The 15,299-nt window shown below is 56.8% G+C and carries 10 protein-coding genes and 1 tRNA gene; 7 read left to right on the top strand and 4 right to left on the bottom strand.

Annotated features, from left to right (window positions below):
* Window positions 1–100: 100 nt before the first annotated feature.
* Window positions 101–3,019 (bottom strand): insulinase family protein, encoded by a 2,919-nt coding sequence (locus tag H7U36_RS12220; protein WP_191493450.1) that lies wholly within the window; start codon window positions 3,017–3,019, stop codon window positions 101–103.
* A gap of 382 nt (window positions 3,020–3,401) precedes the next feature.
* Window positions 3,402–4,496 (bottom strand): aldo/keto reductase, encoded by a 1,095-nt coding sequence (locus H7U36_RS12215; protein WP_191429225.1) that lies wholly within the window; start codon window positions 4,494–4,496, stop codon window positions 3,402–3,404.
* A gap of 250 nt (window positions 4,497–4,746) precedes the next feature.
* Here H7U36_RS12215 and H7U36_RS12210 point away from each other — a divergent pair, with 250 nt between their 5' ends.
* The 5 genes from H7U36_RS12210 (at window position 4,747) to H7U36_RS12190 (ending at window position 10,634) form a co-directional block, all read left to right on the top strand.
* Window positions 4,747–5,691 carry a ketopantoate reductase family protein gene (locus H7U36_RS12210; RefSeq protein WP_033124334.1) on the top strand — a complete coding sequence of 315 codons (945 nt, stop codon included), beginning with the start codon at window positions 4,747–4,749 and terminating at the stop codon, window positions 5,689–5,691.
* Between the two features lie 31 nt (window positions 5,692–5,722).
* On the top strand, window positions 5,723–7,468 hold the full coding sequence (locus tag H7U36_RS12205) for an ABC transporter ATP-binding protein (RefSeq protein WP_191493848.1): 1,746 nt from the start codon (window positions 5,723–5,725) through the stop codon (window positions 7,466–7,468).
* Window positions 7,461–9,230: an ABC transporter ATP-binding protein gene (locus tag H7U36_RS12200; RefSeq protein ID WP_191493847.1), complete on the top strand. Its 1,770-nt coding sequence runs from the start codon at window positions 7,461–7,463 to the stop codon at window positions 9,228–9,230. The genes H7U36_RS12205 and H7U36_RS12200 overlap by 8 nt, the downstream gene beginning before the upstream one ends.
* Before the next feature lie 107 nt (window positions 9,231–9,337).
* Window positions 9,338–9,411, top strand: a tRNA-Arg gene (locus tag H7U36_RS12195).
* 317 nt (window positions 9,412–9,728) lie between these two features.
* Window positions 9,729–10,634: a pyridoxamine kinase gene (locus tag H7U36_RS12190; RefSeq protein ID WP_191493846.1), complete on the top strand. Its 906-nt coding sequence runs from the start codon at window positions 9,729–9,731 to the stop codon at window positions 10,632–10,634.
* Here H7U36_RS12190 and H7U36_RS12185 read toward each other — a convergent pair.
* A complete protein-coding gene (locus H7U36_RS12185; protein WP_191493845.1) occupies window positions 10,576–12,297 on the bottom strand; it encodes an ABC-ATPase domain-containing protein in 1,722 nt (573 codons plus the stop codon). The genes H7U36_RS12190 and H7U36_RS12185 overlap by 59 nt on opposite strands.
* Window positions 12,298–12,326: 29 nt before the next feature.
* A complete protein-coding gene (locus H7U36_RS12180) occupies window positions 12,327–12,911 on the bottom strand; it encodes a xanthine phosphoribosyltransferase (RefSeq protein ID WP_033124338.1) in 585 nt (194 codons plus the stop codon).
* Between the two features lie 177 nt (window positions 12,912–13,088).
* Between H7U36_RS12180 and H7U36_RS12175 the strand changes: the two genes are divergently transcribed.
* Both H7U36_RS12175 and H7U36_RS12170 read left to right on the top strand, forming a co-directional pair.
* Window positions 13,089–13,802 carry an HAD family hydrolase gene (locus H7U36_RS12175; RefSeq protein ID WP_191428577.1) on the top strand — a complete coding sequence of 238 codons (714 nt, stop codon included), beginning with the start codon at window positions 13,089–13,091 and terminating at the stop codon, window positions 13,800–13,802.
* A 14-nt stretch (window positions 13,803–13,816) separates the two neighbouring features.
* Entirely contained in the window at window positions 13,817–15,133 is a 1,317-nt protein-coding gene (locus H7U36_RS12170; RefSeq protein WP_191493844.1) for a M18 family aminopeptidase, read from the top strand.
* Window positions 15,134–15,299 lie beyond the last annotated feature (166 nt).

Raw genomic sequence — 15,299 nt, 5'->3', positions numbered from 1 at the left:
ATATTCCTTCTGAAATAATTTTAACAATCTTAACACGTCTCTGTTTTTCCGCACAATACGACATGTCTATTCGGATGTTTTTGTTGTCTGTTCGGCAGTTTTACAGGTCCCTTCTGCAGGATAAGGCCCCGTCTGCCGCCTCCAGGATCTCCTGGCCGCCTACGATGCACGAGCCTCCTTTTTCACAGATCTCATCCAGGATACGGCTGACCTTCTCTAAATCCTCTTTGGTCGTACAAAGGATCTGCCTGCGGTCCCTTTGGCGCATCTGCCCTGTCACCTGCTCCATGTAATCTTCCGCTGCCTGCATGCCTTTCTGCCTTGCTGTAAGAAGAGGCTCTGTGGCCGCGATGGTGCTGATGATATAGGAGGTCAGCTCCTGCCCGCTGGCGCACAGTTCCCGAAGGGAGGCCCCGGCCTTGTCAAAGACGGCCAGGGAGGCGGCGGCAGAAGGATCTCGGAAACTGGTAAAGGCCACGTCCCCGCCAGGCGTGATGGCAAGCCGGGTGCCGTAGGCTCCCCCTTTGACCCGGACGGTGTTCCACAGATACCCGTAGGACAGGATGCGGGCTGCCACTGCCATAGCTCCGCTGTACCTGGCCCCGCACTGGGCCAGATGTCCTCCCTTGCCGGCAAAGCCCACCGGGGCCGGGACAAGGATACCTTCTTTCCTCGCCGGCTTTTCCCAAGACCAGGAGACCGCCTCTTTCGGGGCCCGTCCCTCTGGCAGGAAGGAGGCCAGACCGGGAAGCTCCTCTCTTGGCATCTGTCCTGTGACAGAAAGGACGGCGCGCCTTCTCACGAAGAGCCGTCTGCACAGTTCTTTCAGCCTGCCTGCCAGCTCCGCGCCTCTCTCCTCAAACTGGCTGTCCATCTCCCGCAGCCAGTCCAGCATACTGACGCCCCGCAGCGCCTCCCTGGCCCCGCCTTTCGCCGAGCACCCGGCGGCGATGCGCAGGGAGGCATAGCTGTCACCGTGCATGAGGACGTGCTGTTCCAGCGACAGCTTGAGCTGGCGCAGACGGCCTCTTAGGTAGGCAAGATCACCAAAATCCGTGTCCAGCAGCACTTCCCTTGTCAGTTCCTTTGCCTCCTCCAGCTTTTCCTCCAGGGCTGACACATGGACGGCAAAGCAGGGCTTACACGTTGCCGTCTCCCCTCTTGGCGCGAACACCTCCACACTGGTCTGAAAACGCCCCAGCTCTCCTTCCAGAGACGCCGCAAGCTCCAGGACGGAAAAACGCGCCGTCCTGGTCTGCCCCAGCAGGGTCTGCAGGAAGGAAAGAAGGTGCAGCTCCTCCTCTGTCAGGTCCCCGGCCAGGAAGTACCAGACAAGATGGGCGATGCCTTCTGTCTCCAGAGGATGACAAAGGACCTTGACCCCCGCCTCCTCTGTCACCTGCTGGGGGATGTCCGGCGTCTCTTCCTCTATATCCGCAAGGGACAGCACCGGAAGCGCGGCCAGGTCCTGGGGGCGGTCCGGCCTATTCTGGAAGGCCCTAAGGGCTGCCAGCTTCTGGATGACCTGCTCCCTCTCCTGGCTGCTCCAGCTCTCTTTTATCCTGCGGAAACGCTCTGCCTCCTCCTTTCTCTTCCTCTCTCCCAGCTCCCTGGAGGGGAAAAGCACCACCTGGGCACAGTGTGGGTTCTCCAGGAAATTCTCCCGGATAAACTGCTCAAAATATCCGTCTTCTATTCCTTCCCGCAGGCGCAAGAAGGCGTCCCCCAGGCAGAGATTCTGGGCCGGATCCCCTCCGTAGAGGCAGCTCTCCAGCATTTTCATGCAGTTGAAAAGCCCCTGGGGAAAGCCTCCTGTCTCCTTCTCCCGATAGCGGAACTCCATCCGGCTGATGACCGCCTCCAGCCTTCTGTGGTCCAGCCCCTGGGCGGCCAGCTGCTCCAGCACTGTGCGCACGGTATCCCAGATCTCCTGCTCCTTCTCTTTGGCGGCATGTCTTACCACCAGGACGGCAAAGGGCTGCTGGACGCCGTCCACCTTGGAAAATTCCACATTCTCAGCCAGCCCTCTCTCCAGCAGCGCCTTCTTAAGAGGCGCCTCGTCAGAGCCGCAGAGCATCTCGCATAAGGTCTGGCAGGCTAAGTCCTTTGCCGGCTCATCAAACCGCCCGTAGACCCATCCCTTTGCCAGGATCGTCTTCCTTTCCACGTCCTCCTCCCCGGCCTCATAGGGAATACGTACCTCCCCTGGGTGTACCGGGCTCTGGAAGGGGATCGGATGATCCTTTTGCTGGGGTCCAAAGCCGGACTGCACCTGCCCGATCTTCTCCAGCACCGGCCCGATCTCCATCTCCCCGTCCAAGAGGAACCATGCGCCTGACGGGTGATAGTATTCCCGGTACTGCGCCTTGTACTCCTCGTAGGTGAGCGCCGGGATGCAGGCAGGGTCCCCGCCGGACTGGAACTGGTAGCAGTTGTCCGGGAAGAGGGCCCGGTTCAAGGCGCTGTCGATCAGCGTGTCCGGCGACGCGTACATCCCCTTCATCTCGTTGTACACCACGCCGTTGCAAGAAAGCTCTCCCTCCTGGCTGTCCAGCTCGTAGTGCCAGCCCTCCTGGCGGAAGATCTCCTCCTTCTCCAGGCAGAGCGGATGCAGCACAGCGTCCAGGTACACGTCCACCAGATTGAGGAAATCCTTCTGGTTGCGGCTGCTTACCGGATACATGGTCTTGTCCGGGAAGGTAAAGGCGTTCATAAAGGTCTGCAGGGAGCTTTTGATCATCTCCACAAAGGGCTTGCTCACCGGGTATTTCCGGGATCCGCACAAAAGCGAGTGCTCCAATATGTGGAAGACGCCTGTGTCGTCCGACGGCAGCGTCTTGAACGCCGCTGCAAATGTCTTGTTCTCCTCCCTGCGCTCCAGCCACAAAAGCCGGGCGCCGTTTTTCGCAAAGTGCATCTGCCAGAGAACAGCCCCTATCTGCGGCAGCTCTCTCCTTGTATCTATGACAAAGCCGTGGGCCGCAGCCGCCTGCTCTGTCTTCTGTCTTTTCAGGTCCATCCTTTTTTCTCCTTACTGTGTCATTACTTTTGCAATCTTTATCCTATTGTCCAGATGCCGGGAGCATCTGTCTGCAAAGATAACTGATTTCCAAAAAAGGGGGGCGATATGTCTCCTTGCAGCGCTTGAGTCCCGGCACCTATCTGCATAAAGTAAAAGAAAAATGGACAGCCGTCAATGCAGACTGTCCATTTGGCATCTCTCTTTGTCTATCTGGCAGTTTCAGCGGCCTCTCAGATTATGTTCACGATTAGACCTGTTTGTTTTTCACCCGGCATTTTCCCAAATCTTTGCAAAAATATCCGGCGCCGGATTCCTCGGACAGTCTGTTCAAGGGAAAACCGGCGCCGGCGCCATCTTTCTCTATTCTACTGTATCTTCCCTACGCCCCAAAGTACGCCTGGATCTCCTGCATCCTCTCCGTCTGCTTCACATGGAAGGGACACCGTCTGTCGCAGTGGCCGCAGCCGGTGCAGTCAGACGCCTTTTTCTCCAGATGGAGATAGTGGTCTTTTGCCAGAGCATCCCCCGCCATAGCAAGGTCATAGTACTTGTTGATAAGTCCCACATCCAGACCGAAGGGGCAGGGCTGGCAGTGGTTGCAGTAGACGCAGACCCCTTCCGCGTCCCGGGGCGCAAAGGAGCCGAGGATCGAGTAGTCCCGCTCCTCCTTGGACGCCTCAAAAAAGCCCAGAAGCCGCTGCAGATCCGCTGTGCTGCGAAGTCCCGGAAGGACGGTCAGCACGCCCGGCTTGTCCAGCGCGTACTGGATGCACTGATATTCGCTGAGAGCCTGACCAAAGGGGGAAGTTCCCGCACTCAAAAGCTGTCCGCCCCCAAATGCCTTCATGACAGAGATGCCTACGCCCTCCGCCTCGCACCGGCGGTACAGAGCCGTCCGCTCGTCCACGGTCCCGACGGCATAGTCTCCGTGTCGGTAGTCGTAGGCAGGATTGATACTGAACATGACCATGTCGATGAGTCCTGTGTCCAGCATCATGTTCACGATCTTCGGCGTGTGGGAGGACAGGGCAAGGTGACGGATAACTCCCTCCTCCTTCAGCTCCTTCATATAGTCCAGCGTTCCTCCCTCTGCGGCTTTCCTTAAGTCCGCCTCCTCGTCGATGCAGTGAACAAAGCCAAAATCAATATAGTCGGTCTTGAGCATAGCAAGCTGCCAGTCCACAGATTTTTTGATCTTCTCCAGGTTCAGTGTCCATCCGTATTTCCCCGTGGTGTACTCGGCCCCGAAATGGAGCTGGTAGTAGATGTCCTTTCTCTGATCTCTCAGAGCCTCTCCGTACGCGGCAAAGGGGACTGCCTCTGACATAGCCAGGTCAAAATAGTTGACGCCCCGGCTGACAGCCAGCTCCAGGGCCTGCCTCGTCTCTTTCTCTCCGCCCTCGCCGATGTAGCCTCCTCCAAGGCCGATCACGCTGATTCTCTCTCCTCCTCTTGGAAGTGTGCGGTATTCCATATGTATCTCCTCCTGTGTCCCCTTTTTTCACAATTTATTATAAAATGGCCGCTCAAAAAGGGCAAATACTTAAAAACAATACATTCCTATAGCTGTTCCGTATGGATCGCACATCGGGCCGGCGGTCTCCTGCGGTTTTGTTCAGTTTCAAAAAAATGTTCCGCCATCCTGCTCTGTATGTTATAATTCTTTTTGTTGTATCCAACGTATTTAAATATGAAATCATTTTATAGAAAGAAGGCTTGTGCATATGAAACCATTTGCAGACAAGAAGATCACTGTCCTGGGACTGGGAGGCGTAGGCGGCTACGTAGGCGCCCTGCTGGCGGACGCATATCCCCACGTCACCTTTGTAGCCCGTGGAGAGCGGGGAAGATCCATCCGGGAGAAGGGCCTTGTCCTCCACAGCGACTACCGGGGAGAACGCACTGTCCGCCCGGAGCGTGTGGTGGAGACAGCAGAGAGCCTGGAAACCCAGGACTACATTTTTATCTGCGTCAAAAATTATTCCCTAAAGGAGGCCTGCCTCTCCCTCGCAGGCTGCGTGTCCGAGGGCACCGTCATCGTCCCTGTCATGAACGGCGCAGACCCCGGTGACCGGGTGCGGGAGTACCTGCCAAAAGGCACGGTCGTCGACTCTCTCATCTACATCGTGGCTTTTGCAAACGCCGACTTCTCCATCACCCAGCAGGACAAATTTGCCAACCTCTACGTGGGCATCCAGGATGCCAGCGCTCCCTGCTGGCAAAAATGCTGTGATGTGACAGACCTGCTGAACATCGCCGGCGTGGACTGCACCGCCTCCCGGGATATCCAGGCTGAGATCTGGAAAAAATACATACTGAACTGCGCCTACAATGTAGAGACAGCTCTCTACGACAACTCCATCGGGCAGCTCCGGGAGGACCCCAAGAAGGCCGCCATCTATGAAGCTCTCGTGGACGAGGCATGGCGGGTGGCTCTGGCAAAGGGCATCCACGTGACGCAGGCAGACCGGGACGCCATCATCTACCGCTTCTACTACAAGCTGCAGTACGATGCGACCAGCTCTCTCCAGCGGGACGTAGGCGCCGGGCGTCCTACAGAGCTTGAGACCTTCAGCGGCTATATCGTCCGGGAGGCGCAGCGCCTTGGAGTAGATGCTCCGGTATCTGCGGACATGTACAGGAAACTGAAAGAAAAATGCCGGGTCTGACCCCGCGTGACTACCGAAGGAGGAACATACAATGACACGATTATTAAGCTACCTGCGGCCCCATCCCATCATCACGGTCATGGCCCCTCTCTTTAAGATGCTGGAGGCCACCTTCGAGCTCTTTGTCCCCCTGGTAGTGGCGCAGATGATCGACGTGGGAATTGCCGGGAACAATACTCCCTATCTCTGGAGAATGGGCGCACTCCTCATTCTCCTTGGCATCGTGGGCTTCTCCTTTTCACTGACCGCCCAGTACTTTGCGGCCAAATCTGCCGTCAGTGCCGGCATGGCCATGCGCAGCGACCTGTTTGCCCACATCGGCACCTTCTCCTACCAGGAGATCGACACGATCGGCACTTCCACCCTCATCAACCGGATGACCAATGATGTGAACCAGGTACAGAACGGAATCAATATGTTTCTCCGCCTGTTCCTGCGCTCTCCCTTTGTTGTCCTGGGAGCCATGGTCATGGCCTTCTCCGTGGATGTCAGGGCAGCACTTCCCTTTGCCGTCACCATTCCTGCGCTCCTGGTGGTTGTCTTCGCCATCCTCCTGATCAGCATGCCCCTCTACAAGAAAGTACAAAGACAGCTTGACAGAGTACTCCTCCTGACACGGGAAAATCTCCTTGGCATCCGGGTTGTACGAGCCTTTGCGAGGCAGCGGGAGGAGAAGGAGCGGTTCAGCCGGGAGGCGGACGGGCTGTACAGAAAGCAGATCTTCGTGGGAAAAATCTCAGCCCTCTTAAATCCCCTCACTTACGTCATCATCAATCTTGGGATCATCGCGGTCCTCTGGTTCGGCGGGCGCCAGGTGGATGCAGGAGACCTGACCCAGGGACAGGTCATTGCCCTCATCAACTACATGTCCCAGATCCTGACAGAGCTGGTGAAGCTGGCCAATCTGATCATTCTTCTCTCCCGTGCCCTGGCAAGCCTTGCCCGGGTAGACGCCATCTTCGATGTGGAGCCCTCCATGCCCGATGAAGGGGCATCTCCCTCCTTCTCCTCTGCCCAGGAGGGACAGCCTGCCGTCTCCTTTGAAAATGTAGGCTTTACTTACGCCGGCGCAAGAGAGGAGACTCTCCAGGGCATCAGCTTTTCCGTCATGCCCGGAGAGACCATCGGCATCATCGGCGGGACAGGCTCAGGGAAATCTACGCTGGCAAACCTCATCCCCCGGTTCTACGACTGCACCTCCGGCACCATCCGCCTTTTCGGGCAGGATGTGCGCTCCCTTAAGCCCTCCGCCATCCGGAAAATAGTGGGCATCGTCCCGCAGAAAGCCACAATCTTCTCCGGCACGCTCAGAAAAAACATGCAGTGGGGCAAGCGGGACGCCACGGACGAGGAAATCTACCGGGCGCTGGATATCGCCCAGGCAAGAGAGTTCGTAGACAGCAAGGAGAAGGGACTGGATCTAATGATCCAGCAGGGCGGCAGCAACCTGTCCGGCGGGCAGAAGCAGCGGCTCACCATCGCCCGGGCTCTCGCAGGAGAGCCGGACATCCTCATCCTGGATGACAGTGCCTCAGCTCTTGACTTTGCCACGGATGCGAAACTCCGAAGGGCTATCAAGGGAAGCACCGAAAATATGACCGTGTTCATCATCTCCCAGCGGGTATCCGCTATCCGCAGCGCGGATCATATCCTTGTCCTGGATGACGGCCGTCCCGCCGGGTACGGCACTCACGAGGAGCTGTTCTCCTCTAACCACGTATACCAGGAGATCTGCGCATCTCAGTCTGCCGGAAAGGAGGCATCTGCAAATGCATAAAGAAAAAACAGAAAAAAAAGTGGACAGCCAGAAGACGCTGAAACGGATCCTCCTCTATATCCGGCCCTACACAGCTCTCGTCATCCTCTCCCTCCTTCTCTCAGCTCTGACCGTGGGGCTGACACTCTACATCCCCATTCTGACCGGGCGGGGCGTGGACTGCATCGTGGGAGAAGGACAGGTGGATTTCAAAGGGCTCATGGCCGTGATCACGGGGATTCTCATCTCCATCGCCATTACCGCGGCGGCCCAGTGGATCATGAACCATATCAACAACAAGATCACCTACCGTATCGTCCGGGATCTTCGGACCCAGGCTTTTGGCCATCTCCAGGAGCTGCCCCTGTCCTATGTGGACCGGCACTCCTCAGGGGATCTGTTAAGCCGTGTCATCACGGATATCGACCAGTTCTCCGACGGACTGCTTCTGGGCTTCACCCAGCTCTTTACAGGGGTGGCCACCATTGTGGGAACCATCCTTTTCATGCTGGGCATTAACCCCTGGATCACCCTGATCGTGGTGGTTTTAAGCCCCATGTCCTTCCTGGTAGCCAATTTCATCTCCAGGAAGTCCTTCACCATGTTCAAAAAACAGTCCGAGACCCGGGGGGAGCTGACAGGCTTTACAAACGAGATGCTGGGCGGCATCAAGGTGGTCCAGGCCTTCGGCTATCAGGACGAGGCAAATGAGGAGTTTGACGAGATCAACAGAAGGCTCTCCGAGTACTCTCTGAAGGCCACCTTCTTCTCCTCCATCACCAACCCCGCCACCCGCTTCATGTACTCGGCCATCTACGCGGGCGTGGCCATTGCAGGGTGCTTTTCTGTCATAGGCGGCATGCTGACCGTGGGACAGCTCTCCAGCTTCCTGAGCTACACAAACCAATACACAAAGCCTTTTAATGACATCACCAGCGTGCTGACCGAGTTCCAGAATTCCATCGCCTCCGCCGCCCGGGTGTTTGAGCTCATAGACGAGCCGTCTGCACCGGCTGAGCCTGCGGACGCCATTGTCCTTACCGAGCCGGAGGGGCGCATTCTCCTGCAGGATGTGGACTTCTCCTACACGCCCCAGGTGCCTCTCATCCAGGGGCTGAACCTGTCCGTAGAACCGGGGCAGCGGATCGCTATCGTGGGACCCACGGGCTGCGGCAAGACCACCCTCATCAACCTGCTCATGCGGTTCTACGATGTACAGAAGGGCTCCATCCAGGTGGACGGACACGACATACGTCAGATCACCCGCCACTCCCTGCGCACCAGCTACGGCATGGTCCTCCAGGAGACCTGGCTGAAATCCGCCTCCATCCGGGACAACATCGCCTACGGCCGGCCTGACGCCACAGAGGAGGAGATCATTGAGGCAGCCAAAAAGGCGCACGCCCACAGCTTTATCATGCGTATGCCGGAGGGGTATGACACCATCATCTCCGAGGGCGGCGGCAACCTGTCCCAGGGACAGAAGCAGCTCCTGTGCATCGCCAGGATCATGCTCTGCCTGCCCCCCATGCTGATCCTGGACGAGGCCACCTCCTCCATCGACACCATGACGGAGATCCGCATCCAGCGGGCCTTTGAGACGCTGATGAAGGGGCGCACCAGCTTTGTGGTAGCACACCGCCTCTCCACCATCCAGACGGCAGACGTGATCCTTGTCATGAACCAGGGGCACATCATCGAGCAGGGGACGCACCAGGAGCTTCTGGCAAAGAAGGGCTTCTACGCGGACCTGTACTACAGCCAGTTTGCGGCGGACAGCTAGGCCTTCCCCCTTTTCTTTCGACGGCCTGCCAAGTTTTTTCATTTTTTTCTTGACAGGCCTGCCAAAGTATAATATAATAATTTTTGCTGTGAGAGATACGCAGCAATGTGGGCATAGCTCAGCTGGATAGAGCGTCTGGCTACGGACCAGAAGGTCGGGGGTTCGAATCCTCTTGCCCACGCTTTGGAGACGGGTTCCGGGATGGAGCCCGTTTTTTTGTTCCTGTCGGATGCTTTTCATCAGAAAACCTTCATTTTCATTTCACATTTATTTAATATCGCAGTCACATTTTCATCACATTTTCCCGGTATAGTAATAATCGAACAAAGGAATGAAACCTTTATTCAATTTTCTTTTTCATAATTTCCCCCTCCGGCCAGAGTGTTTTCACTCTGGTCTTTTTATGCCCTTTTGTTTGACTTGCCCTCTTCCCCTGGTATACAATAGAATGAATTGACACGAGAGTCATTCTACATCAAATGAAAAGGACTGAAGAAAATGACAAAAAAAATAGCCGTTATCAACGACCTCTCCGGATTTGGGCGATGCTCTCTCACAGCCGCTATTTCCGTCATCTCTGTCATGGGAGTGCAGCCCTGTCCCCTGCCCACAGCCATCTTAAGCGGGCAGACCGGATATCCCCACTACTACTTTGACAGCTATACAGACAAGATGCCTCTCATCCGCTCCGAGTGGGAAAAGATGGGGGTCCGCTTCGACGGCATCTGCACCGGCTTTCTGGCAGATGAAAGACAGGTGAAGCAGATCCAGATGTTTCTGGACAGTTTCCTGAATGAAGACACCTTTCTCCTGGTGGATCCGGTCCTGGGCGGGGACGGAAAGCCCCACGGCCTCTTCACGGAAGGGCTCCTGAAGAAAATGCAGGAGCTGTGCAAAAGGGCGGACATCATCACCCCAAACCTGACTGAGCTGTGCCTCCTCACAGGAGCCGACTATGAGGAGCTGGGATCCATCAAAAATATCTCTCTCCTCATGGAGGTAATCAGTGAGCTGGCCCGCTCTCTCCTCCACGAGAGGCTCCGGGAGGTGCTCGTCACTGGCATCCGCTACACGGACGGGGACGGCGTCCCCATGATGGGCAACCTGACCGTGACCGCTGGCGGTCACACCCTGCTCCCCTTCCCCCTCATCGGGGGCAGCTACTCCGGCACCGGGGACCTCTTTGCCGCCTGCATCGCGGCTGGCATGGCAAGAGGGGACTCTGTGGAGGACACGGTCCGGCTGGCCGGGAAATTCATCAGCCTGGCCATGGCTGACTCCATAAAAGAACAGGTACCTCGCAATGACGGCGTCAATTACGAAAAGTACCTGTCCATGCTGGCTCCTAGCGGAACCCTCTATAACGGTTCAGACACGCATAGATCTCCTGCTTCCTCGCCATAGCAAGGGAGGAAGGGATGTACGAGCCCTTCACCAGGCAGGAAAGTCCCCTGCCTTCTATCTCTCTCCAGATTTTCTCCGCCAGCTCCTCCAGGCTGGCGTTCTTTTTTGTCTCCATCTCCTCGATGACATTTTTCAGCACATAGCTGAGCGTAGTGGTCTGCTCGCTGTCCGTGATCTGCTCCACATACTTGAGCTCCACCGTGTCCTTTCCGATGGAGAAGCTGTCCTTTCCATACTGCTTTACCTTGATCTGGCCGTGCTTTTTGTCGATCTTTCCAAGGCGGGGATGGCGGGACATGACACCCCATCTGGCGATACCCTCGGACTCCTTCCTGTGGGCTGTCACAAAATCCATCTCCTCTTTATTCCGGCTGCATATATCCTTCACCTGATCCGTGATGTCGTATGCCCGGTAGGTGTCCATCTGGATGATCTTGTCCGCGATGTAGAAGTAGGCTCCCGAGCTGCCCGCCACAAGGATGACAGAGATATCCTTCTCCTCGTAGAGCTTCCTGGCCTGCTCGATAAAGGGGGTGATGGGCTCCTGCTCTCTGGCGATGACGGACTGCATGAGGGCGTCCCGCACCATAAAGTTTGTGGCCGAGGTGTCCTCGTCGATGAGGAGCACGCCTGCTCCCGCCTCCACAGCCTCCACCACATTGGCCGCCTGGGAGGTGGAACCGCTGGCATCCTCTGTGGAGAAGTCCACCGTGTCCTTCCCGTTGGGGAGATGGTTGATAAAAGGCGAGATGTCCACATGGGCCACCGCCCTTCCGTCCTCCGCCCGGATCTTCATAGCCGTGTCGTCTGTGATGACGTACTCTCTTCCGTCCCCCCTGATATGGTTGTACACGCCCAGCTCCAGCGCCTTCAGGAGAGTGGATTTGCCGTGATAGCCGCCGCCCACAATGAGGGTGATGCCTTTTGGCACCGCCATCCCCTTCAGCGCACCCTTATGGGGAAGGGAAAGCTCCACCTCCATGCTCTTCGGGCTCTCAAACACCACCGCCCCTTTCATGGGCTTGTCTGAGACGCCGCTCTGCCGGGGCAGGACAGAGCCGTTGGCCACAAAGGCGGCCAGGCCTCTCTTTCTTAGCTCCTCCCGGATAAAGGTCTGGTCCTCCGCCAGGTCCGCCACCTCCCGGAGCACCTTCGGATTGAGATTTTTGTAATACAGGGCTCTCTTCACACATTGGGGCACGTAGTCAAACAGGATCTTCTTCAGCTCCGGAGCGTTGATGGTCCGGCCGTTTGCGGGAAATCCCACCTCAAAGCGCACCAGGATCCGCTTTCCGTTCATCTCCAGGGCTGTCCGCTCCAGCACCTCCTGGCCGCAGCGGCTGATGCTGATAAGACCGCTCTTGCCGGAGCCCTTCGCCTGGAACATGTACTCGCCGATCTGCCGGGAGAACTCCCTTGTAAGATGATCCTGCAGGGCAATCCTCTTGTCCTTTCTGTCAAAAAGCTCCTCCGGGAAGGCCGCCGTCTTCTGGGACACCTCCACGCTCACCTTGGAGGGCGCCGCAAAGGGATCTCCCTGCACGTGGTCGATGTGGAGGATAAAGCCGGGGAACTGCCAGCTCCCGGCCAGGCTCTTGTATGCCGGATAGCTTTTCCTGTGTATGCTCATAAGCTGCTGTTCCAGCTGCACTGATGTGTTCATATTCTGTCTTTGCTCCTTTTCGTCTATTCCTATTTCTGTTCCCGGAATACAAAGGTTCCGGTCTTCTCATCCATGGCGTCCACAATGGCCAGGGACTCAAGCTGATATCCCAGATTTCTTATAATGCTGCCTCCTGCCTGGAAGCCTTTCTCGATGACAATTCCAATTCCCTCCACGGTGGCACCCGCCGCCTGGACGATTTGGATCAGTCCCTGGAGAGCACAGCCGTTGGCCAGGAAATCATCGATGATCAGCACGTGATCCTCCTCACTCAGGAATTTCTGGGACACGATGACCTGGTTCTTGCAGCGGTGGGTAAAGGACTCTACCTCCGCCACGTACATCTCTCCCTCCAGGTTGATGCTCTGGGTCTTCTTGGCGAACACCACCGGCACCTTGAAGTGCTGGGCCGCCACGCAGGCGATGCCTATGCCGGAGGCCTCAATGGTGAGGATCTTGTTGATGGGCTTGCCCTCAAATCTCCTCTTGAACTCCGCCCCGATCTGGTCAAACAGCTCAATGTCCATCTGATGATTTAAAAAGCTGTCCACCTTCAGCACGTTCCCTTCTGTAATAATTCCATCCTTTACAATGCGTTCCTCTAAAAAATTCATACCAAATTCCTCTTTTGTTTTTGATTTTACTATCTATTATAGGAGAAAACGGCATAGTTGACAATCACTGTTTTTTCATTCTATACTTTATCTGTTGCCGCGGGGCCGGACGCGGACAGTCCCGGGAAAGGGCAGCCGCCCGTCCGCCCCGCATTTTGTGAGACGAGGAGAATACATATGGAAAAGATCACGACTGTTTTATTTGACCTGGACGGGACCTTGCTCCCCATGGATCAGGATCTGTTTGTAAAATCATATTTCAAAAGGCTGGCTGAAAAGATGGCCCCCAGAGGCTACGACCCGGAGGGCCTGATCAAGGCCGTGTGGGGCGGCACCGCCGCCATGGTACAAAACGACGGCAGAGCCACCAACGAGGAGGTGTTCTGGGACTTCTTCAGCAACGTCTACGGTGAGAAAGCCCTAAAGGACATCCCCGTCTTCCAGGAGTTTTATGAGGTAGAATTTCAGGAGGCCAGACAGGTGTGCGGCCACAATCCGCTGGCGGCCCGCTCCGTGGCACTCTGCCGGGAGCTGGGACTTCGCAGGGTCCTGGCCACTAATCCCCTCTTTCCCTCCATCGCCACAGAGAGCCGGATGAGGTGGGCCGGCGTCTCGCCGGAGGACTTCGAATACTACACCACCTATGAGAATTCCGTCCACTGCAAGCCCAACCCGGACTACTACAGGGACATCCTCGCCCACTGTGGCCTGCGTCCCCAGGAGTGCCTGATGGTGGGAAATGATGTATCAGAGGACATGATCACGGAAACACTGGGAATGAAGGTCTTTCTTCTTACGGACTGCCTGATCAACAAGGAGGGACGGGATCTGTCCGGCTATCCCCGGGGAGGCTTTGAGGATCTGATTTCCTATTTGGAAAAACTGAGATAAGGAGGCGCGCGGCTTTGCAGACAACAATCAACAATCTCTTTTCATTCATCCGGCTCTCTCCCACCAGCTACCACACGGTGGATACTATGAAGGCCGCTCTGCAAAAAGAGGGCTACATGCAACTGGAGGAGAGCCGCCCCTGGGCACTTGCTCCGGGAGGAAAATATTTTGTCACCCGCAATCTCTCCTCCCTCATCGCCTTCCGGGTTCCGGAGGGATCCCCGGACAGCTTCCACATCATCGCCAGCCACAGCGACTCCCCTGCCTTCAAGATCAAGGAGATGCCGGAGCTTCCCTCAGCCGGGCTCTACGTCCGCCTGAATGTGGAGCGGTACGGCGGCATGCTGATGGCTCCCTGGCTGGACCGGCCGCTCTCCGTGGCGGGGCGCATCCTTGTGGAGGAGGACGGGAGGCTTCGGACAAGACTTGTGAACATAGACCGGGATCTCCTCCTCATCCCCAACCTGGCCATCCACATGAACAAGGAGGCCAACGCCGGCTTCAAGCCGGATCCCCAGAAGGACATGCTGCCCCTCTACGGAGACATTGCCCGGAAGGACACCTTCCTCCGCTGCGTAGCGGAGGCTGCCGGGACAGTACCGGAGCGGATCGCAGGCCATGACCTGCTGCTCTACTGCCGCATGCCGGGGATCTGCTGGGGCGCGGCAGGGGAGTTCATCTCAGCTCCCAGACTGGATGACCTGCAGTGCGTCTTCGCCTCCCTGACCGCCTTTCTAAATACGGAGAGGGAAAGCGGCAGCACCTCTATCCCCGTCCACTGCGTGCTGGACAACGAGGAGGTAGGCAGCGGCACAAAGCAGGGCGCCGCCTCCACCTTTCTCAAGGACACCCTCCGGCGGATCTGCCTTTGTCTCGGAAAAACGGAGGAGGACTATCTTGCCATGCTCTCCTCCAGCTTCATGCTGTCGGCAGACAACGCCCACGCGGTGCACCCCAACCAGCCGGAGAGATCGGACGCCGTAAACCGTCCGGCCATGAACCAGGGCATTGTGATCAAGTACAACGGAAACCAGCGGTATACAACGGACGCTGTCTCCGCCGCCCTCTTCAAGACTATCTGCCGCCGGGCAGGAGTTCCCTTCCAGACCTTCCTGAACCGCTCCGACATGGCAGGAGGCTCCACTCTGGGGAACATTTCCAATGCCCAGGTAGCCCTGAACACAGTGGACATCGGCCTGGCCCAGCTCGCCATGCACTCTCCCTTCGAGACGGCCGGAGCCTCGGACACAGACAATATGATCCGGGCCATGGAGGAATTTTTCCGGTGCGGTATCCGGTGCCTGGGCGACGGCTCATACGACATCATCTGATCAAATGCCTGGTTTTTCCAGGCATTTCAGACTGTAGACAAAGTCCCCGGTTTACCCCGGGGCTTTTCTATTGTAGTTATCAACATTTCAATGATCCTTCCGGTTTTTATCAAGAAAAATCCCCTACTTATCAACTCTAAAGTTAAGCGGTACGTTCCCTGCACAT

It is taken from the genome of Faecalicatena fissicatena (assembly GCF_016900595.1).
Classification (GTDB): domain Bacteria; phylum Bacillota; class Clostridia; order Lachnospirales; family Lachnospiraceae; genus Claveliimonas; species Claveliimonas intestinigallinarum.
This window is presented reverse-complemented; position numbering and strand designations above follow the sequence as displayed.